This is a genomic window from Robinsoniella sp. (assembly GCF_034124845.1).
The window spans coordinates 1-21,353 of sequence record NZ_JAWYAJ010000073.1 but is presented as its reverse complement, the minus strand read 5'-3'; the positions used below and the strand labels follow the sequence as shown (position 1 = coordinate 21,353).

Here is a 21,353-nt window from a genome sequence, read left to right as displayed (position 1 = left end):
AAAATAAATGTTCAGGGAGGCAAAAATGTACAAAGTATTATTAGTTGATGATGAAGCCCTTATCCGGGAGGCTATCAGTGAAAATACAAGGTGGAATGAATTGGGTTATGAACTGGTCGGTGCTTGTAAGAACGGAAAAGAGGCAATGGACATGATAATTCAGAATCCGCCGGATCTCCTTCTTACAGATATCTGTATGCCACATGTGGACGGCATGGAGCTTACAAAATTTGTATATGAACAGTATAAAGATACGAAAGTAGTAATCATCAGCGGCTATGATGAATTTGAATATGCAAAAAAGGCAGTTAAATATCAGGTTGTGGAATACATCCTGAAGCCCATAACTGCCTTTGAATTGTCTGAAACGCTCCTTAAGGTAAAGGAAGCTCTGGATGCAGAACAGTTAAAAAAACAAAATATGAAGAAAATACGCGGAGCTTATATCAGTAACCTGCCATTGATGCGCGGGCGTTTTTTAATTGGGCTTTTACAGGGAAACGTAAATGAAGATACTATAGAGGACAAGCTCCTGGATTACCAGATCCAGTTAAATGGCAGTCAGTTTATGGCGGCGATGGTCATTGGGGATGACCTCTCCCCGTTTTTAAGCCAGGAGGCAGAGACGAAGACAGACCTGGCTTACTTTGCCATTTTTAATATAGCATCTGAGATTATGGCATCTTACGGTGCCGGTGTGACCTTTCAGGCATTTGAAGAAAAAACTGTCATGATATTCTCGGGAAATGGTGATCTGGAAGAAATGGCACTGCGTGTCTGCGAGGAAATTCAGGAGGCAATTTTAAAGTTTTTAAAAATAGAATGTACCATAGGTCTTGGCAGGGCGGTTAATACCCTGACGCATGTTTACAGTTCTTTTAATGATACCAAAAAGGCAATGGAATACCGGTTCCTGCTGGGCGGCAACCAGGTGATCTATGCCAAGAACTTAAGGGATAACCAGGAAATACAGAATGTGGATGTCTCCAAATGGGCAAATCAGATCGTCATGGCGATTAAAACAAACAACGAGCATGAGATACGAAAATATGTGCTGGCTTTTGTGCAGTCTTTAAGAGATGCCTATGTGACAAAAAACAGAAGTATTTTCTACGTTCAGAATATGGTGCTTTCCATTATGAATGAACTGGATGCCTCCACATTAAGTGAAAGTGATATTTTTATCGAAGAAAGAGAGCTGTTGAACTCGATCTATGAAAAAGAGCATTTGACGGATATTGCCGAAGATCTGATCCAGTTTGGTAAGACCCTGTCTCACAGTATGAAAGATCAAAAGGACAGTTACTGTAAGAAGCAGGCACTGCAGGCGCTGGATTACATAGATAAGAACTACGGAGATTCTAAAATATCCCTAAATTCTGTCTGTCTGCATCTGGCGATGAGTACCAGCTATTTCAGTTCTATTTTCAAGAACTATACAGGGGAGACTTTTATTGAGGCCCTGACGAAGAAGCGGATCGAAAAGGCAAAGTCCCTGATTGAAAACACTGCGAAGAAAACTTATGAAATTGCAGAAGATGTGGGGTACAGTGATCCGCATTATTTCAGCATTACATTTAAAAAGATTACAGGAATGACTCCTACTGAATATGCGAAAAAGATGAGGTAATTTATGGATAAGCAAAAAAGGGGTGAAGCAGTGCGGTTTCTATTTCACTTTAAAAGTATACGTAATTCCATGTTGTTTTCCTTTACCCTTGTTGTTGTTCTTGCGCTGCTGATATTCCTTCTTTTCTCTTTAAACTATACGGAAGAAACGGTTCTGGACAACTCCAAGGACTATACGAAGCAGCTGGTGGAGCAGGTGAATTCCAATATTGATTCCTATATCAGCTATATGGAATCCATTTCCCAGATGGTTACAGATCATTCGGATGTTGTGGATTATCTGTTTGGCAATGAAGGCAAGGGTGAAGTCCTGAAGAGACGACTGCTTGAGCAGTTTAAAACAGTTTTGGATACCAGGGAAGATATCTATAATATTGCGGTCATTGCCGACAATGGCAAGATGGTTTTGAACAGAGGGGTGGCAACCCTGAATCCAAATGGGGATATTCGGGATAAGCCCTGGTATATCAACACTATGAAGGCAAACGGAGCCGCAGTAGTGTCCGGTTCCCATGTACAGAATGCATTTAAGGATAAATACCAGTGGGTTGTTACGCTGAGCAAAGGGCTGATTAATCCGGCTACCCATAAAATCGAAGGGATCTTTTTTATTGATTTGAATTACAGCGCCATTAAGAGCCTGTGTGAAAAGATTAGCTTGGGAAATAAGGGATACATGTTTATTCTGGATAAAGACGGCAGTATCATTTATCATCCCCAGCAGCAGCTGCTGAACAGCGGTTTGAAAGTGGAAGCCATTGACCGTGTACTGCTTCAGAAAAACGGAAGCTTCATAGCGGATGACGGAAATGGCAGTAAATTGTATACGGTCAGCACCTCAAGTGAAACAGGCTGGACAATCGCAGGTGTTTCTTACATAGGGGAACTGATCAAGAATAAAAATGAGATGCAGGTATTTTATCTGGTGATCGCATCCGGGCTGTTTGCACTTGCCATGGTTCTGGCGGTTGTGCTTTCAATGGAAATTACAAAACCCATTAAGGATCTGAAGGATTCCATGAAAGAAGTGGAGCGGGGGAATTTCCAGAATGCTGCATTTGTAAGTAAGGGAGAAAATGAGGTGGCGAGCCTTGGGAAGTCCTTTAATATTATGACCGGCAAGATCCAGAATCTGATGGAAGAAAACATCCGGGAACAAAAAGAAAAAAGGAAGAGTGAGCTAAAGGTATTGCAGTCTCAGATCAATCCCCATTTTCTGTATAACACGCTGGACTCCATTATATGGATGTCAGAAGGAGGAAAAAACCGTGAGGTTGTACAGATGACATCATCTCTGGCTAAGCTTTTGCGCCAGAGTATCAGCAATGAGGATGAAATTGTGACGATTGGAAAAGAGTTGGGATATACAAGAGAATATCTGACGATTCAAAAAATGCGTTACCGGGATCAACTGGAATTTGAAATAGATGTGCCTGAGCGGATACAGAGAAAAAATATTGTAAAGCTGGTAATTCAGCCGATTGTTGAAAATGCTATCTATCACGGTATCAAATACAAAGAAACGAAAGGAATGATTTATATTACCGGTGAAATGACGAAAGAGAAGATCATTCTCTGTATTCGGGATAATGGTGTAGGCATGGAAAAAGAAATTCTGGATCACGTTCTGGAGAACAAGCGGCCCGATGATGTTTCTAATAAAGTAGGGGTCTATAACGTTCATAACCGTCTGCAGCTGTATTACGGCAGGGAATATGGATTGGCTTATGAGAGTACACCAGGGATTGGTACAAGCGTATACGTAACGATACCAAATGATGAAATGGAGGAAGATGCGTATGACGAAGAGTAAAAAATCGATCCTGGTTATCCTGGCAGTTGGTGCGGTTCTGCTGTTCACGGGATGGGCACTGATTGGCCATTGGCAGGGAAAGACCAGCCCGGTTAAGATTGTGTTTATTCCCAAGATAGTGGATGATTCGGATTTTTGGGGGTCCCTCACAGAAGGGGCACAGGTTGCTGCAAAGGAATACGATGCCAATATGACTATTACGGGCGCAGATTCTGAAAACGACTATGTAAAACAAAGGGAACTGTTGCTTCAGGCGGCAGATGAGAGACCGGACGTTATTATGATTGCGCCCAGCAGTTTTACGGATATTACGGATGCAATTAAACAGACACTTGAGATGGGGATCAAAGTTGTGCTTGTGGATTCCTCCATCGATCAGGAATTGGGGTTAACCCTGGTAGCAACCGACAATTTCCAGGCTGGACAGAAAATGGGAGATTTCATTAAACAGAATCTGCCGGATAGCGAACCGGTGATTGGAATTGTGGCACATGTAAAAGGTTCTTCAACGGCTATGGAGCGAGAGCATGGACTGCGGGATGGACTGGGAGAATATGAAAAAAATATTGTAGATACGGTATTTTGCAATTCCAACTACCAGAAGGCATATGAGGTCACAAAAGAAATGCTGGAGAAGAATCCAGGGATTAATGTCATAGCCGGATTAAACGAATATTCTGCAGTAGGAGCTGCCCGAGCTGTAAAAGACCTGGGCCTTGCGGGGAAGATTACCATGGTTGGCTTCGACAGTTCTATAGAAGAAATCCAATTGCTGGAAGAAGGCGTTTTTAAGGGAATTATCATTCAAAAGCCCTTTAATATGGGCTATCTTGGTGTACAGAAGGCAGTGGAAATTGCTCATGGAACCGTCGTAGAGAAGGATGTGGATTCCGGATCAGAATTAATCACAAAAGATAATATGTATACAGAAGAGAATCAAAAATTGCTGTTCCATTTTCGGGAATCTAACTAGTACTCCATCCAGACAGTAATGATAGTGACAGTGCTGAATATTTTGTCAGTCTGAAGGCGAAGGATGGAAGCGGAGTGGTTCCTCCGCTGACTGACGACAACGCGGCAGATGGCAAAATAGGCAGTGCTGTCACTATTGTTACTGTCCGGATGGAGTACTAGTATCAGACAAATAATCAGGTAAATTACGTCGGAGATTCGAACATTCGTTGATATAGTCCTCTATATTGACAGAATGTTTCGGATCTCCGAAGTGCATTCCACGATCTTTTGCGTCATTCTGTACATCCAAAAGGTAAAAATTTTATGATACAGTAAGATTTTTACCTTTTCTAAGAAGATATTCTATTGTTATATTCACAATTTAGACATATAATGTTCATTAGTTAGAGGAAAGTTATTTAATAACTGCAAAAAAAAGAAATGGAAGGTGAGAACGTGGGTGATGTAATACTGACAATGAAAGGCATTGATAAGTCTTTCCCCGGAGTCCATGCCTTAAAAGAGGTTAATCTGGAATTAAGAAAAGGTGAAGTTCATGCACTGATGGGTGAGAACGGAGCCGGTAAATCAACTTTGATGAAAGTATTAACCGGAATTTATGCAAAGGACAAAGGTACCATTACATTTGAGGGTAAAGAAGTAGAGTTCAAAAGCCCAAAAGAAGCTCAGACAGCAGGTATCGTTATTGTGCATCAGGAATTGAACATGATGAATCATTTGACTGTTGCTCAAAATATATTTATCGGACGCGAAAGCATGAACGGTAAAATGATTAATGACAGAAAGATGAATGTCGAAGCACAAAAATTATTTGATTTATTGAATATTGATATTGACCCAAGAGAAACGATGGGACGTCTAACAGTAGGAAGGCAGCAGATGTGTGAAATCGCAAAGGCAATTTCTACAGATGCAAAGGTAATCGTATTCGATGAACCGACAGCAGCGCTTACAGATGCTGAAATCACTGAGTTATTCAAGATCATCGATGACCTTCGCAAGAAGAACATCGGAATCGTCTACATATCTCACAGAATGGATGAAATTAAGAGAATTACAGACAGAGTAACGGTTATGCGTGACGGTGAGTATGTAGGAACAATCGTAACAAAAGATTCCACGAAGGACGATATCATCAATATGATGGTTGGACGTGTTGTTTACGAAGACCCTAAGGAACACAGCAATGTACCTCCAAATGCACCGGTTGTTTTAAGTGTTAAAAACTTAAATGCCGGAAAGATGGTTCGAAATGTCAGCTTTGATCTGCACAAGGGAGAAATCCTTGGTTTCTCAGGATTGATGGGAGCCGGTAGAACAGAAACAGCAAGAGCATTGTTTGGTGCCGATAAAAAAGACAGCGGTGAAATATATATCAATGGCAAAAAGGTTGAGATCAAAAGCCCTCAGGATGCAGTTAATGCGGGTATCGGATATCTGTCAGAAGACAGAAAGCGTTTCGGTGTAAATGTTGAAAAAACAGTAGCTGAAAATACCACGATGGCTTCCCTGGAGAACTTTACAAACGGACTTTTCATCGATAAGAAAAAAGAAAAAGAAGTTACCAGGAATTATGTAGAAGCGTTAAAGACAAAAACACCTTCGATTGAACAGAAAGTAAAGAACTTATCTGGTGGTAACCAGCAGAAGGTAGTTATAGCAAAATGGCTTACCAGAGACTGTGACATCCTGATTTTCGACGAACCTACCCGTGGTATTGACGTCGGTGCAAAGAGCGAGATTTATGCTCTGATGAATGAACTTGTAAAAAATGGGAAATCCATTATCATGATTTCATCAGAACTTACGGAAGTACTTCGTATGAGTGACAGAGTCATTATTATGTGTGAAGGCCGTAAGACTGGAGAGCTTTCCATTGAAGAAGCTTCTCAGGAAAAGATCATGCATGCTGCAACATTAAGAGAATAATCAGGAGGTTAAGAGAAAATGGCAGAGCAGAAAAAAGGAAAGTTAGGAAGTATTGGAACGCAGAAATTGGTAGCCGTATTGGCACTGGTTGTATTATTTATCTTCTTTTGTATAGCCGGAACCAACTTCGCTCAATATAGTACATTTATCAGTATTTTAGATTCATCTTATTACATTGGATTTTTAGCAATTGGTGTAACTTTTGTAATTATTACAGGCGGAATTGACTTGTCAATCGGTACAGTCTGCGTCTGTTGTGCATTGATCGGCGGTACTTTATTTAATAAAGCAGGTCTTCCGATGGCACTTTGTATGGTAGTAATCTTAGTTTTAGGTATCTTATTCGGTATGGCAAACGGCTTAATGGTTTCGGTTATGGGACTTCCGGCTTTCATCGCTACACTGGGTATGATGATGATCACAAGAGGTTTAGGCTCTATCGTAACAGCAACAGCAAGCGTTACTTTCCCACAGGGCGAGTCAGCAGGAAGCTGGTTTAGAAATATCTTCAAGTTCCAGGGAGAAGGTCTTCCGTTAGCCGGAATTCCTACAGGATTTATCTTATTGATTGTATTAGCAATCATTATGTCCATCTTCTTAAATAAAACCCGTCCGGGACGTTACATCCTTGCATTAGGAAGTAATAAAGAAGCAACCAGACTGTCTGGTGTAAACGTAGTAAAATGGGAAACATTAGCATATGTAATCAGTGGATTCTTTGCAGCATTAGCAGGTATCTCCTATGCAGCAGTTTACTTAACCATCATGCCTGGTACAGGTAATGGTTACGAATTGGATGCAATCGCGGGTGTAGTAATCGGCGGTACATCTCTTTCCGGTGGTGTTGGTTCCGTATCCGGTACATTAATTGGTGTATTCATCATGTCCGTACTGAAAACAGGTCTTCCATTCATTGGATTACAGCCTCACTATCAGTTATTCATTACAGGTTTCGTATTAATCATCGCAGTATTTGCAGATGTTTACAACAGAAGGAAACAGGGTTAATCAGAAGCAGCTGACAATGTTATTCAAATCTTCCTGCAAAATGCAGGAAGATCAAAATAAAAACTTCAAATTCTATTAAGGGAGGATTTAACAATGAAGAAAAAAGTGATTAGTGTAGTATTAGGCGTATCTATGGTAGCAGCTTTAGCAGCAGGGTGTGGAAGTTCCGAAACAAAAACAACAGAAGCAGCAACAACTGCAGCTACAGAAAAAGAAACAACAGCAGCAACAACTGAGGCAGCAAGTGAAGCAGCATCTGAGGCAGATACAACAGAAGCAGCAGGAAGCGAAGCAGCTTCAGAAGCTTCTACTACAGCAGCAGCTACAGGCGATTACAGTGATGTATCAGTAGAAATCGTTGCAAAAGGTTTCCAGCATGACTTCTGGAAAGCTGTTAAATTAGGTACAGAAAATGCAGCGAAAGACCTTGGATTAAAGGGAACAAACTTCGTTGGACCACAGAATGAAAGTGCTATTCCAGAACAGGTTGAGCAGTTAAAGAATGCGATCAATAAAAAACCAAGTGCAATTTGTCTGGCAGCTCTTGATACAGAAGCAGTATTAGGTTCTTTAAATGATGCACAGGCAGCAGGAATCCCGGTTGTTGGATTTGACTCAGGTGTTCCAAATGCTCCGGAAGGTGCTATCGTTGCTAATGCAGCTACAGATAACTATGCAGCAGGCGAGCTTGCAGCAGAAAAATTATATGACCTGATCAAAGACAAAGTAACAGATCCGGCAGAAACAGTAAGAATCGGCTGTGTATCTCAGGATGCTACCTCTCAGTCTATCGGTGAACGTACTGGCGGTTTCATTGATAAAATGGTTTCCTTAATCGGAGCTGACAAAACTTCTGTTGAAGGACATGACAAATACAACGCAAAAGTTGACGGTGCAAAAGTGATCATCGAAGTAGGTATTCCTGCAACAACAGATGATGCTGCATGTGTAACAGTAGCAAATACACTGTTAAACAAAGCTGACTTAGTAGCAATTTATGGTTCTAACGAATTCTCAGCTAAGAATATCGTTACAGCTAATGAAAGTTTACAGAAACTTGGCGCTGACAAAATCATCGCTGTAGGATTTGACTCCGGTAAAATTCAGTTACAGGCAATCAAAGATGGTATCTTCGCAGGATCTATCACACAGAACCCAGTTCAGATCGGTTATCAGGCAGTTACTTTAGCAGCAAAAGCAGCTAAGGGTGAAGAAGTAGCTGATGTTGATACAGGATGCTTATGGTATACAGCTGAAACTATGGAAGATCCGGACATCGCTCCTTGTCTGTATGAATAATCTATAGGATAATACTGAAATACTTTTAACTCATAGTTTTAATTAAATATGCTTCAAAACGGAATAGAGAGTGGATAATAAATTCCCTCTCTATTTTTGTATTTAAATTGCTTGGTAATTGTTGGGAATATTGATAAAATATTCTGATTTTTCAGAATTTTTTATATAGAAACCAAAAACGAACAAGAAAAGGAGAAGAGGTATGAAGAAAACGTGGAAAAGATTTGTGTCGTCAGCAATGACCGCAGCGATGATCGTACCGGGTGTTTTGGCTCCAATGAGCTCAATGAGCGCTAAGGCTGAAACCCAGGGAGCAAACAGGGAGGGTGTCTACAGTATTGATCTGAATGATTATAAAACTGCAGCGCCTGCACCATGGGGGGAAATACCGAGCCAAAACCAGTACGATTACCAGAAACAGGAACTAGCTGCGTTTTGCCATTTTGGCATGAATACTTATACCAACACGGAATGGGGAAATGGGAAGGAATCACCAAGCAGTTTTGCACTTGAAAATGATTTTGATGCTGACAACATGATAAAATCATTGCAGGGAGCCGGGTTTAAAAAGATAATCGTTACGGCAAAGCATCATGATGGATTCTGTATATGGAGAAGTGCCTATACTGATCATGATCTGGAAAGTACGAATTATGAGGGGGATGTACTAAAAGAAATATCAGCGGCATGTACAAAATACGATATGGATATGGGATTATACTTATCACCATGGGATGTAAATAATCCTTCATACGGATATCGTGATGAACAGGGGAATCCAACGGATAAAGAGCATGATTTCTTAGATTATAATGAATACTATAATAATCAGCTCCAGGAAATTCTGGGAAATAACGAATATGGAAATGACGGACATTTCGTAGAAGTGTGGATGGACGGAGCAAAGGGCGACGGTTCCATGGCTCAGGATTATGATTTTGATTTATGGTTTGATACAATCCAGAAAAATGAAGGAATTGCATCGAACAAATTTGAATCTGATTGTATGCTCTTTGGTGCACAATCCCGTACAACGGTACGCTGGATCGGGAATGAAAGCGGCTTTGCAAACGAAGAGACCTGGTCGAAATCAAGGGTGGATAAGGAAAGAGATACCATTGACAGCAGACAGATAGGCGGGGCAACCTCCGGATACCATGACGGCAATCAATGGACAGTTCCGGAAGTAGATGCCAAGATTACATCGGGCTGGTTCTGGGGACCGGGTAAGAAGACACCGCTCAGTCTGGAACAGCTTTCTAATATGTATTTTGATTCTGTGGGACATGGTGCGGTACTGTTATTAAATATACCGCCCAACAGGGAAGGTACCATAGATCAGGCTATCTTAGACCGGGTTGCCGAATTTGGGACGAATATTGACGAGACATTTAAGAAGAATTTAGCTGCGCAGGAAGGCGTAACTATTTCTGCATCATCGGTAAGGGGTGATGATATTGCATATTCACCGGATAATTTAAAAGATGATAATGATGATACCTATTGGACCATGAATGACGGTTCTACTACAGGTTCCATCACGATTGACCTTGGATCAACCAAAACATTTGATGTGGTATCCATAGAAGAAGCGATTAAGCTGGGACAGCGTGTTTCTTCCTTTAACGTGGAATACCAGAACCAGGGCGGAGAGTGGAAAAAGTTTGCAGACGGGACTACAATTGGTCCAAAAAAACTCTGCCGGAAAACTCCTGTAAAAGCAGATAAGGTACGCATTAATATTACCGGATCTTATGCAGTTCCTGTAATTAGTGAGGTGGGACTCTATAAAGCATCCCAGGGCTTTGAAATCGGACAGGCGATCCCGGATGGTCTGGATAACATCGATATCAAAGATACGGATACAGCAGATGGTATTGGATTTGAAATCGGAAGCGGTTGGACCCAGGAAACCGGCTCCCAGTACACAAATGGCACGAACATGTGGGCAAATCCAAATGCTGAGGTAACGCTTAAGTTTAACGGGACAAAAGCGTGGCTTTTAGGAACAAAAGACCCAAATCATGGAACAGCAGATTTGTATATTGACGGTGCCACAGAGCCTGTTACCATTAACACAAACGCATCCAAGAGAGCAGTGGGACAGGTCTTGTACGAAACACCTGATTTAGAGGATGGACCCCATACCATCAGACTGGTTGTAAAAAATAAAGCGATCGGACTGGAAGCGGCATTGGCATTAAATAATGGCGGAAAAGGAATGTTTGAATTAGAACAGTCTGCCTACACGGTGCCGGAAGATACCGTAAATGAGTTTGTCGTAAAACGTATCGGCGGTTCGAAAGGCAGGGCAACTGTTCTGTTCCAGGACAATCCGGGAACAGCAGTGCAAAGTGATTACATACCTACAGAAGGAATTGAACTGGTATTTGAAGAAGGAGAAACTGAAAAAACAGCCCATGTTACCACAAAACGCCAGACATTAAATACTGGTGATGTGTACTTCAGCGTTGACCTGGTAGAGCCATCTGATGGTACGGTACTTGGATTCAAACCGTCAGCCCGTGTAACCATCATAGACGCGGATAAAATCACAAAAGATATGGTATCGGAACTGATTGCATCTACTGATTCCCTGGTAAGTGCTTACTACAAGGAAGACAGTTGGAACGCAATGCAGGATGCGAAAAAAGAAGCACAGAAGGTTGTAGATAATGAAAGTGCAACCGGAGTGGCTGTCACAAATGCATATAACAACCTGAAAGCAGCCATCGACGGACTGGTATCCAGAGACCCATATACAGAAGAAGATCCGTTTGCATTCCCGGCATACAAAGATCAGACAAAACTTCTGGAAGCAGAGTTTTTTGCACTGGATCCAATCTCAGGGGATAAATATGTAAGAATAACAGAAAGCAGCCAGGCAAGCAATGGAAAAGAAGTGAACTGGTTTGAACCTGGAAATAAGATTATTCTTCACTACACCGCTGAAAAAGCAGGTACCTACAATCTGGAAGCCACCTATCGCAGCGGCAGGGCACAGAGCAATCCAAATGCATTCGTATGGAGCGGTGACAAGATTGAAAGCGGAAGCCGGGACGTTTACGGTGAAGAGGGAGCCACAGAATATCACAAAGTGGTACTTCCAATTAAGATCACAGAAGCAGGTGCAGGTACTTTAATCTTTACGGCAGATGCGAAAGCAGGACCGGTAATTGATAAATTTGAGATTACACCAAATGAAATTGAATACGTTAAGTTCCAGATAGATGCGACAGCAGGAGAACACGGAAGTATCAGTGACTCTGGCGAAAATGAGGTTTATCAGGGAACAGATAAGAAATTTGTGATCACACCAGAAGCTAATTACAAGATTGATGATGTATTAGTGAATGGCGAATCGGTAAAAGATCAGTTAGTGGCAGAAGATGAAGCAGCAAATTCATATTCTTATACTTTTGTAAATATTCAGAAAAATAATACAATTGAAGCTTCTTTCGTATTTGACCATTATACAGAAGCAGTGCCATTTGCATTCCCCTCTGATGAAAGCACCGCGAATTTAGAAGCGGAACACTTTACCCTTTATCCGGTAAATACCGATAAGTATGTAAGAATTTCCGATAACACGAATGCAAGCAACGGAAAAGAAATCAACTGGTTTGAAACAGGAAATGTGATTAAACTTCCGTTTACCGCAGAACGGGCGGGTACCTATACACTGACTGCAACTTACAGAAGCGGCAGGACCGAGAGTAGTCCAAACGCATTTGTATGGAGCGGAACTAACGTAGTAAGCGGCAACAAGGATGTATACGGACCGGATGCCAATGTATATAAAACAGTGGAACTTCCCGTTGTAGTGACAAAAGCAGGTGCCGGAGAGCTGGTATTAACAGCGGATAGCAAGGCAGGACCTGTGATCGATAAGTTCGATGTTCAGTTTACAGCTCCGGCTACACCGGTAGAAAGCGTTGTTCTGGATCAGACCAGCGCAACACTGACCCAGGTGGGAGCTACCTTACAGTTAAATGCAACAGTAGCACCGGAAAATGCAACCAATAAAAATGTAACATGGCAGTCCTCCAATCCGGCGGCAGCAACTGTTGACGAAAACGGACTGGTAACCGCAGTTGCAACTGGAACAACTACAATAACTGTAACCACAGAAGATGGAAATAAGACAGCAGATTGTGAAGTTACCGTAGGGCTTCGGGTAACCGGAATTGCCTTAGACGTAACGGAAAAAACCTTAACGGCTGCAGGAGAAACTTTCCAGTTAAATCCTGTGTTTACACCTCAGGATGCAATGAACAAAAAAATATCATGGAAATCTACAAATGAAAATGCTGCTACAGTAGACGAAACTGGTCTGGTAACCGCAGCAGCGACCGGAAATACAGAAATTATAGCAATTACAGAAGATGGCGGCTTCGTGGCTGCATGCAGAGTAAATGTAGAAATACCAGTAAGAGCAGAAAGTGTTTCACTGGACCGCACGACTGCAGAAATCACTACAGAGAATGGAAATATCCAGTTGACAGCAACTGTAAATCCGGAAAATGCCACCAACAAAAATGTGAGCTGGGAATCTTCTGATCCAGGTGTCGCAGCCGTTGATGGAAATGGTCTGGTAACCGCAGTTTCTGATGGACCGGCAACGATTACCGTAACTACGGAAGATGGCGGATTTACCGCTCAATGTGAAGTTACCGTAGCGATTGTACCAGAGGTTGTACCGGTAGAAGGTATCACAATGGATGTTACGGAACACACCATGCAGAAAGCAGGCGAAACACTGCAGTTAAAACCGCAGGTACAGCCGTCTAATGCAAGCAACCAGAAAGTAACCTATAAAACTTCCAATCCGGAGGCGGCAACCGTTGATGAAAATGGCTGTGTAACGGCAATTGCAAATGGTGATGCAGTCATAACGGCAACGACAGAGGATGGCGGATTTGAAGTAGTCTGCAACATCAAGGTAGCTATTCCGGTAGCAGTAACCGGTCTTACTCTGGACAAGAAAGAGTTAACACTGACAAAAGCAGGCGAAACAGCAGAATTACAAGCAACTGTATTGCCGGAAAACGCAACAAATAAAAATGTAACCTGGATTTCCACAATGCCGGAAGTTGCAAATGTTGACCAGGGCGTGGTAACCGCAGTGGCAGACGGAACAACTACCATTATCGCATTAACAGAAGATGGACATTTTACAGCAGCCTGCCAGATCACCGTTTCAATTGTAAAACCAGTAACGGGAATCTCCTTAAATGAATCTCATCTGAAATTCAGCAAAGCGGGAGAAACAGCTCAGTTAAAGGCAGCCATAGCACCTGCAGATGCCACTAACAAAAATGTTACCTGGACTTCTTCCGATTCCAAGGTTGCAGAAGTAGACCAGAATGGTGTGGTAACGGCAGCAGCAGACGGAAAAGCAATTATTACCGTAAAATCAGAAGATGGAGCCTTTATGGCGTCCTGTGAGACAGAGGTGAAGATTGACAAACCGGTGATCTCCGTAACCGGCGTCAGCCTGGATAAAACAAGTGCTGTATTATATGGCAAAGGGGCAGTGATTCAGCTCCAGGCAGAAGTTTATCCTGAAAATGCAGCAAACAAAAAAGTAACCTGGTCATCAAAGGATAAAAAAGTAGCAAAAGTTGACTCCAATGGTAAAGTTACGGCTGTATCCAACGGTACAACAGATATTATTGTAAAAACAGCAGATGGAAATATTACAGCAAAATGTACCATCACGGTGAAGGATGCTAACAAACCGGCAGTGGTAATACCAGGCAAGGTAACCAATGTAAAAGTCAGCGGTCAGGCGAAACATTCCATGAAAGTGACCTGGAATAAAGTGAAAGGTGCGGATACCTACCGGGTATACGTATACAATCAAAAATTCAAAAAATGGTCCAAAGCAGGAACAACTGGAGAAACAGGCATGACAATTAAGAAACTTCCGGTTGGTATGGAATGCAAGATCAAAGTTGCAGCAGTAAATAAAGCCGGAAAAGGTGCTTATTCAGCTGCAGTAACCACAGCTACAAAGCCAAATAAAGTCACCTTAAAGTCTGTAAAGAAAACTGCAGATGGCAGTGCCAAACTTACCTTCAGCAATGTAAGAAGTGATGGATTTGCAGTATACATGAAGGCAGGCAAAGGAAAATACAAAAAAGTGGATAATGTAAAAACCACAACAGCAGTTGTAAATAAACTAAAAAAAGGCACAACCTATAGCTTTAAAGTACGAGCATACGTAAAAGCAGATGGAAAAACTTATTATGGAAAATATTCCAACGAAATTACTTTCAAAGTGAAGTAATATCTCTTGAAAATGTTTTCCGACAGTGCAATAATAGTAAAGATATCATAAAATAAAAACAATGCATATGTTAGGAGGACAAACAAATGTTAAAAGGAATACCACAGATTTTATCACCAGAGTTGTTAAAAGTTTTATGCGAGATGGGACACAGTGACCGTCTGGTAATCTCAGACGGAAATTTCCCAGCAGAATCCATGGGAAAAGATGCAATCGTGATCCGCTGTGACGGACATGGCGTACCGGAAATCCTGGATGCTATTTTAAAAGTATTCCCACTGGACACCTATGTAGAGAATCCCGTTAACTTAATGGAAGTAATGCCGGGGGATGATGTAGAGACACCGATCTGGGATACATACAAAGAGATCGTTGCAAAATATGACAGCCGCGGAGATAAAGCCATTGGGAATATCGAACGTTTTGCTTTCTATGATGAAGCAAAAACCGCTTATGCCATTATTGCAACCAGTGAGAAAGCTCTTTATGCAAATATTATGCTGCAAAAAGGGGTAGTAGTAGAGTAAGAATTATATAACAGTGTAACACAAAATAAAGATGCCGTATCATAACTGCCTGTCAGTTATCTTGCGGCATCTTTTTATACTGAAAAGGGGATTTTCTAACCTCCTGCAAACTTCCGGTACCGCTATGTATAGAATTCCAATTTCTGCAAATATTATTTGTGTATAATGTGTAAAAAATAACACTCCAGTTAAAAGTTTGTCAAATATATATATAAAATCGGGAAAGTTTTGTGCATTATTTAGTAAAATAACTAGACATTATCTGGAAAATGTTTTAAGATAATAATACGGTAAAATATCGTAAAGGAGGCGGATGTGTGAAATATAAGAAAGATGTTTTTCGATCACTGGCAATGATTACCCAAATAGGCATCAGTATGCTGGCACCGATTATCTTGTGCGTATTTGCCGGATACTGGCTGGACCGGAAATTTGGCTGGAACACCACCATTGTCCTTCTCATTCTGGGTATTCTTGCCGGCGGACGCAATTGTTATATGTTATTAAAAGATATGGTGAATGCGGGAGGAAAGAAAAAGGATGATTAAGAAGCTAAATCCTGTATCAAAAGAGCTGATTCTTGGCATTCTAATATGTGGGGTTATATTTCAGTTTTCACTGATCTGGCTGTCCGATTCCAAAGTGCTCTATACAACCGGGCTGTGGATTGGAACTGCAATTTCTGTATTTCTGGCTGTTCACATGAACTGGTCTATTGAAAATGCAGTGGAAATGGATGAAAAAGGCGCTGTCAGCCACATGAAGAAAATGTTCATGCTGCGTGCCCTTGTAGTGGTGGTAATATTTTTTGGCACATACCTGTTGAAACTGGGGGATGTTGTCGCTGTATTTTTAGGTTTATTTGGGTTAAAGATAGGAGCTTATCTGCAGCCGCTCCTCCATATTTTAATTCAAAAAATAAAAAATAAAAAATTAAGTAAAGGAAGGTGAGAACGTGGGAAATGCGTATCTTTGTCAGGGCCAGCTGCTGGCGGCGGGCGGTGAAGTTGATTTTATGATTCACGGACTGTTCAAATACAAACTGTTTGGACAGGAATTCTATATCACAACCACCCATGTCAGCATTCTGATCGTTATGATCATTCTTTTTGTATTTGCTGTTATAGCAAACCGCAAGATGAAAAATCCCGATGAGATACCGGGAGGGTTTCAGAATGCAGTGGAAATGATTGTAGAGATGCTGGACAAAATGGTACATGGAAGCATGGGAAAATACGCAGGCAAATTTGCAAACTACATCGGTTCCATATTTTTGTTTATCTTTGTCAGTAATATTTCCGGACTATTTGGCCTCAGGCCGCCCACTGCGGATTACGGTGTCACGCTGCCGCTGGGTATTATGACATTTGCTATTATTCAGTACAATAATATCAGATACAATAAGTTCGGAGCACTGACCGGCTTGTTTAAGCCGCTGCCGTTTTTATTTCCGATCAACCTCATTGGTGAAATTGCAGTACCATTTTCACTGTCGCTGCGTTTGTTCGGTAATATTTTATCCGGTACCGTAATGATGTCGCTGATTTATACGCTGCTGGCACCGATTGCAATTGGATGGCCGGGATTTTTACACATCTACTTTGATATTTTTTCCGGTGCGATACAGACCTATGTATTCTGTATGCTGACGATGGTATTCGTTACGGATAAGCTTCCAGGTGAGGCATAGCAATAGTTAAGTCCCCGCTGCAGTGGTTAAGGCCAAGCAAGCTTGTCTTTGGGTTGTTGTCCGCGGGAATAAAAAATAATAATATAAGGATCAGGAGGATTTCAGAATGAGCAATATAACAAATGAAGGTTTAATTTTAGCGTGTTCCGCAATTGGTGCCGGTTTGGCGATGATCGCCGGTGTAGGACCAGGTATTGGACAGGGTATTGCAGCAGGTTATGGTGCAAGTGCAGTAGGTAGAAACCCGGGAGCAAAATCCGATATCACATCTACCATGCTTTTAGGACAGGCAGTTGCAGAGACAACCGGTCTTTACGGTTTGGCAATTGCATTTATTTTACTCTTTGCAAATCCGCTTCTTGGAAAGCTTTAAGAGAAATAGGTCTGAATAATAAGCGAAAGGAGGCGAAACCTTGGAACGATTATTTAATCTGGACCCGCAGTTGATTCATGATGCGGTGCTGCTTATGATCTCGATGTTTGTAATGTTTACTTTTCTGTCATATCTGCTGTTTAATCCGGCAAGGAAAATGCTGCAAAAGCGTCAGGACAGGATCAGGACAGATATCGATACGGCTGCACGGGATAGAGAAGATGCGAATAAGCTTATGGAGGATTATGACAGAAAGCTTAAGGACATCAATAAAGAAGCAGAAGAAATCCTGAGTGCCGCCAGACAAAAAGCACTGAAAAATGAAGCCAGGATCATAGAAGAGGCGAAGGAAGAAGCAGCAAGAATTATTGCCAGAGCCAGCGCCCAGGTGGAACTGGAGAGAAAGAAAGCGGCAGATGATATGAAGAAAGAAATAATATCCATTGCTTCGCTTATGGCTGGTAAAGTTGTGAAGGCTTCTATTGATATGGAAGCCCAGGATTCATTAATAGAGGATACGTTAAAGGAAATAGGTGATCAGACATGGCAAAGTTAGTTTCGAAAGTATACGGCGACGCCCTGTTTGAAGTTGGACTGGAAAAAGCAAGACTGGGAGAACTGGAGAGAGAGGTTCTGGCTGTAAAGCAGATCCTCCTTCAAAATCCGGAATTTGATCAGTTGATGCTGCATCCTAAAATTGACAATGACGCAAAGATAAAATCAATGGAGTCTGTTTTTAAAGGCAGAATCTCGGATGATTGTCTGGGATTGCTGGTCATTGTTGTTACGAAGGGGCGTTATAAAGAGCTTCCCCGGATATTTGATTATTTTATTACGAGAGTAAAGGAATATGAGAAAATTGGAATTGCCCATGTAACATCCGCAGTTCCATTAAAAGATGACTGGAAAAAGAAAATTGAGGCAAAACTGTTGGAAACTACGGACTATGTGAAAATGGAAATGGAATTTCATGTAGACGAAAGCCTGATTGGCGGATTGATTATAAGAATTGGCGACCGGGTTGTGGACAGCAGTATTAAAAGTCATCTTGTGGATCTCACCGGGAAACTTACCAGGATTTCCCTGGAAGCCTGATATCAGCGAAGTTTGGTATCAGAGAAGTTTGGTACAGTGATGAGATTTTTAGATATATATAAATAGCAGGAAAGAAGGTGGCAAAGCCTCATGAATTTAAGACCAGAGGAAATTAGTTCCGTTATTAAAGAACAGATAAAAAGATATTCCTCCGAGATGACCGTGTCTGATGTGGGTACGGTAATCCAGGTGGCCGATGGGATTGCCCGTATTCATGGTCTGGAAAATGCCATGCAGGGAGAACTTCTGGAGTTTACGGGAGATGTCCACGGTATGGTTCTGAACCTGGAAGAAGATAATGTAGGTGCTGTTTTGCTGGGAGATACCACCAGTATCAGTGAAGGCGATACCGTTAAGACAACCGGAAGAGTGGTAGAGGTACCGGTTGGTGACGGTATGCTGGGAAGAGTTGTAAATTCCCTGGGGATGCCCATTGATGGAAGAGGTCCCATTCGCGCAGATAATTACCGCAAAATTGAACGTGTTGCATTTGGTGTAATTGCCAGAAAATCGGTAGATACACCGCTTCAGACAGGAATAAAAGCGATTGACTCCATGGTTCCCATTGGACGGGGACAAAGGGAGTTAATCATTGGCGACAGGCAGACCGGAAAGACGGCAATTGCCCTGGATACGATTATCAATCAAAAGGGACAGGGTGTAAAATGTATCTATGTTGCAATTGGGCAGAAAGCATCAACAATTGCAGGAATTGTGAAGAAACTGGAAGAATTTGGAGCTATGGACTATACCACAATTGTAGCTTCCACAGCAAGTGAACTGGCTCCCCTTCAGTATATTGCACCTTATGCAGGATGCGCAATTGGCGAAGAATGGATGGAAAAGGGGCAGGATGTTTTGGTGGTTTATGATGACTTATCCAAACATGCAGCGGCTTACCGTACCCTGTCATTGCTTCTGAGAAGACCGCCAGGCCGTGAAGCTTACCCGGGTGATGTCTTCTATCTTCATTCCAGGCTTCTGGAGAGGGCAGCCAGACTGTCAGATGAACTGGGCGGCGGTTCCTTAACGGCACTTCCCATTATTGAGACTCAGGCAGGTGATGTATCTGCTTATATCCCCACAAACGTTATTTCTATTACTGACGGACAGATTTATCTGGAAACAGAAATGTTTAATGCAGGATTCCGTCCGGCGATCAATGCCGGATTATCCGTATCCCGTGTAGGTGGAGCGGCGCAGATTAAGGCAATGAAGAAGATTGCATCCCCGATTCGTGTGGAGCTTGCGCAGTATCGAGAGCTGGCGGCATTTTCCCAGTTTGGTTCCGAGCTGGACAATGATACCAGAGAGAAGCTGGCACAGGGCGAGCGGATCAAGGAAGTGTTAAAACAGCCTCAATATAAGCCCATGCCGGTGGAATACCAGGTAATGATTATCTTCGCAGCTACCCGCAAGTATCTGCTGGATATTCATGTGGAAGAGATACTGGAATTTGAAAAAGCACTATTTGAGTATATTGATATAAAATATCCCGAGATTCCGGAAGAGATCCGGACAACAAAGCAGATTTCTGATGAAACAGCAGATGCACTTATAAAAGCAATCGAAGAATGCAAAGCAGAGTTTAAAGAATCCAGATAGGGTAAAGTGTGAACTGCGTTCGCACTGCTTATTGAGGAATAGCACAAGCCAGCTTGGGCTATTCAGTGGGTAAAGTGTAAGAAAGGATGATACAATGGCTTCGATGAGAGATATCAGGCGGCGACGGGCGGGCATAACCAGCATTCAGCAGATTACAAAGGCTATGAAGCTGGTATCCACCGTAAAGCTGCAGAAGGCAAGGATCCATGCAGAACAGTCCAAGCCGTATTTTGAACGGATGTATGCTGTGGTAACCTCCATGCTTGCCAGGTCAGGCAAACTGGATCATCCCTATCTGAAACCCGGAAAGTCTCCGAAGAAAGCGGTGATCGTCATCACTTCCAACAGAGGGCTTGCAGGCGGGTATAACTCCAATGTAACAAAGCTGATTACAGCAGGAGAATGGAAAAAGGAAGATCTGGAGATTTATGCCATAGGACGAAAAGGGAAGGAATCCCTGGAGAAAAAAGGATATCATATCCGAGGGGATTACAGCGAAGTAATCAATGCGCCTATGTTCCAGGATGCACAGGAGATCAGCAAAGAAGTGCTGGATGCTTTTGCACGGGATGAGATAGGTGAGATCTACGTTGCTTATACCTCATTTAAAAATACCGTAGTTCATGAACCGAAACTGATGAAGCTCCTCCCGGTTGAATTTGCCGAAGGTGAATTATCAAGGGAAGACAAAATGTCGCTGATGAATTACGAACCGGATGAGGACGAGGCGCTTAATATCATTATTCCAAAGTATGTAACTAGTATCCTGTACGGATCTTTTACAGAAGCACTGGCGAGTGAAAACGGAGCCAGAATGCAGGCAATGGATGCGGCAACAAGCAACGCAGATGAAATGATAGATAAACTGGCACTTCAGTACAACCGTGCAAGACAGGGATCTATCACACAGGAATTAACAGAAATTATTGCTGGTGCGGAGGCGATCAGTTAGAGGTGCCTGCAAGATACAGTGTTTAAAATATGGAAAGAAAAAGGAGTGAGAACCAGACAATGTCAGAAAAAAGCAAAGGCAAAATCACTCAAATCATAGGTGCGGTATTGGATATTAAGTTTCCGGAGGGACATCTTCCGGAAATTTATGAGGCGGTACACATTAA

General features: G+C 42.1%; 17 protein-coding genes. All 17 read left to right on the top strand.

The features are described 5' to 3' along the window. Positions 1-25 precede the first annotated feature (25 nt). Positions 26-1,630: a response regulator gene (locus ACH2DQ_RS03820; RefSeq protein ID WP_394911046.1), complete on the top strand. Its 1,605-nt coding sequence runs from the start codon at positions 26-28 to the stop codon at positions 1,628-1,630. Between the two features lie 3 nt (positions 1,631-1,633). Next, a complete protein-coding gene (locus ACH2DQ_RS03815) occupies positions 1,634-3,442 on the top strand; it encodes a cache domain-containing protein (protein WP_394911047.1) in 1,809 nt (602 codons plus the stop codon). After that, positions 3,429-4,415: a substrate-binding domain-containing protein gene (locus ACH2DQ_RS03810; RefSeq protein WP_394911048.1), complete on the top strand. Its 987-nt coding sequence runs from the start codon at positions 3,429-3,431 to the stop codon at positions 4,413-4,415. Before ACH2DQ_RS03815 ends, ACH2DQ_RS03810 begins: the two co-directional genes overlap by 14 nt. A 437-nt stretch (positions 4,416-4,852) precedes the next feature. Next, positions 4,853-6,346 (top strand): sugar ABC transporter ATP-binding protein, encoded by a 1,494-nt coding sequence (locus tag ACH2DQ_RS03805; RefSeq protein ID WP_394911049.1) that lies wholly within the window; start codon positions 4,853-4,855, stop codon positions 6,344-6,346. An 18-nt stretch (positions 6,347-6,364) separates the two neighbouring features. Continuing rightward, positions 6,365-7,354, top strand: a complete 990-nt coding sequence (locus ACH2DQ_RS03800) for an ABC transporter permease (protein ID WP_394911050.1) — start codon at positions 6,365-6,367, stop codon at positions 7,352-7,354. 93 nt (positions 7,355-7,447) lie between these two features. Further along, positions 7,448-8,653 carry an ABC transporter substrate-binding protein gene (locus tag ACH2DQ_RS03795; protein WP_394911051.1) on the top strand — a complete coding sequence of 402 codons (1,206 nt, stop codon included), beginning with the start codon at positions 7,448-7,450 and terminating at the stop codon, positions 8,651-8,653. A gap of 202 nt (positions 8,654-8,855) precedes the next feature. Continuing rightward, on the top strand, positions 8,856-14,945 hold the full coding sequence (locus tag ACH2DQ_RS03790) for an Ig-like domain-containing protein (RefSeq protein WP_394911052.1): 6,090 nt from the start codon (positions 8,856-8,858) through the stop codon (positions 14,943-14,945). Positions 14,946-15,031: 86 nt separating this feature from the next. Then, positions 15,032-15,472 (top strand): RbsD/FucU family protein, encoded by a 441-nt coding sequence (locus ACH2DQ_RS03785; protein ID WP_027295069.1) that lies wholly within the window; start codon positions 15,032-15,034, stop codon positions 15,470-15,472. A gap of 317 nt (positions 15,473-15,789) precedes the next feature. Continuing rightward, positions 15,790-16,020: an AtpZ/AtpI family protein gene (locus ACH2DQ_RS03780; protein ID WP_394911053.1), complete on the top strand. Its 231-nt coding sequence runs from the start codon at positions 15,790-15,792 to the stop codon at positions 16,018-16,020. Continuing rightward, positions 16,013-16,423 carry an ATP synthase subunit I gene (locus ACH2DQ_RS03775; RefSeq protein ID WP_394911054.1) on the top strand — a complete coding sequence of 137 codons (411 nt, stop codon included), beginning with the start codon at positions 16,013-16,015 and terminating at the stop codon, positions 16,421-16,423. Before ACH2DQ_RS03780 ends, ACH2DQ_RS03775 begins: the two co-directional genes overlap by 8 nt. 64 nt (positions 16,424-16,487) lie before the next feature. Continuing rightward, positions 16,488-17,162 (top strand): F0F1 ATP synthase subunit A, encoded by a 675-nt coding sequence (atpB, locus tag ACH2DQ_RS03770; protein ID WP_394911157.1) that lies wholly within the window; start codon positions 16,488-16,490, stop codon positions 17,160-17,162. A 106-nt stretch (positions 17,163-17,268) separates the two neighbouring features. Continuing rightward, positions 17,269-17,535 (top strand): ATP synthase F0 subunit C, encoded by a 267-nt coding sequence (gene atpE, locus ACH2DQ_RS03765; protein WP_027295065.1) that lies wholly within the window; start codon positions 17,269-17,271, stop codon positions 17,533-17,535. Positions 17,536-17,575: 40 nt separating this feature from the next. Next, positions 17,576-18,091, top strand: coding sequence for a F0F1 ATP synthase subunit B (gene atpF, locus ACH2DQ_RS03760; protein ID WP_394911055.1), 516 nt, complete (start codon positions 17,576-17,578; stop codon positions 18,089-18,091). Beyond that, on the top strand, positions 18,079-18,630 hold the full coding sequence (gene atpH / locus ACH2DQ_RS03755) for an ATP synthase F1 subunit delta (RefSeq protein WP_394911056.1): 552 nt from the start codon (positions 18,079-18,081) through the stop codon (positions 18,628-18,630). The genes atpF and atpH overlap by 13 nt, the downstream gene beginning before the upstream one ends. A gap of 90 nt (positions 18,631-18,720) precedes the next feature. Then, entirely contained in the window at positions 18,721-20,235 is a 1,515-nt protein-coding gene (gene atpA, locus ACH2DQ_RS03750; RefSeq protein WP_394911057.1) for a F0F1 ATP synthase subunit alpha, read from the top strand. Between the two features lie 94 nt (positions 20,236-20,329). Continuing rightward, positions 20,330-21,187 (top strand): ATP synthase F1 subunit gamma, encoded by an 858-nt coding sequence (gene atpG, locus ACH2DQ_RS03745; RefSeq protein ID WP_394911058.1) that lies wholly within the window; start codon positions 20,330-20,332, stop codon positions 21,185-21,187. A gap of 59 nt (positions 21,188-21,246) precedes the next feature. Then, positions 21,247-21,353, top strand: a 107-nt coding sequence (locus ACH2DQ_RS03740; RefSeq protein ID WP_395025641.1) for a hypothetical protein, incomplete at its 3' end; no start/stop codon positions are given.

Bases quoted from the DNA above. Each gene is read 5' to 3' on its own strand.
- ACH2DQ_RS03820 (WP_394911046.1), top strand. From the start codon at position 26: ATGTACAAAGTATTATTAGTTGATGATGAAGCCCTTATCCGGGAGGCT.
- ACH2DQ_RS03815 (WP_394911047.1), top strand. From the start codon at position 1,634: ATGGATAAGCAAAAAAGGGGTGAAGCAGTGCGGTTTCTATTTCACTTT.
- ACH2DQ_RS03810 (WP_394911048.1), top strand. From the start codon at position 3,429: ATGACGAAGAGTAAAAAATCGATCCTGGTTATCCTGGCAGTTGGTGCG.
- ACH2DQ_RS03800 (WP_394911050.1), top strand. From the start codon at position 6,365: ATGGCAGAGCAGAAAAAAGGAAAGTTAGGAAGTATTGGAACGCAGAAA.
- ACH2DQ_RS03795 (WP_394911051.1), top strand. From the start codon at position 7,448: ATGAAGAAAAAAGTGATTAGTGTAGTATTAGGCGTATCTATGGTAGCA.
- ACH2DQ_RS03790 (WP_394911052.1), top strand. From the start codon at position 8,856: ATGAAGAAAACGTGGAAAAGATTTGTGTCGTCAGCAATGACCGCAGCG.
- ACH2DQ_RS03785 (WP_027295069.1), top strand. From the start codon at position 15,032: ATGTTAAAAGGAATACCACAGATTTTATCACCAGAGTTGTTAAAAGTT.
- ACH2DQ_RS03775 (WP_394911054.1), top strand. From the start codon at position 16,013: ATGATTAAGAAGCTAAATCCTGTATCAAAAGAGCTGATTCTTGGCATT.
- atpB (WP_394911157.1), top strand. From the start codon at position 16,488: ATGATTCACGGACTGTTCAAATACAAACTGTTTGGACAGGAATTCTAT.
- atpE (WP_027295065.1), top strand. From the start codon at position 17,269: ATGAGCAATATAACAAATGAAGGTTTAATTTTAGCGTGTTCCGCAATT.
- atpH (WP_394911056.1), top strand. From the start codon at position 18,079: ATGGCAAAGTTAGTTTCGAAAGTATACGGCGACGCCCTGTTTGAAGTT.
- atpA (WP_394911057.1), top strand. From the start codon at position 18,721: ATGAATTTAAGACCAGAGGAAATTAGTTCCGTTATTAAAGAACAGATA.
- atpG (WP_394911058.1), top strand. From the start codon at position 20,330: ATGGCTTCGATGAGAGATATCAGGCGGCGACGGGCGGGCATAACCAGC.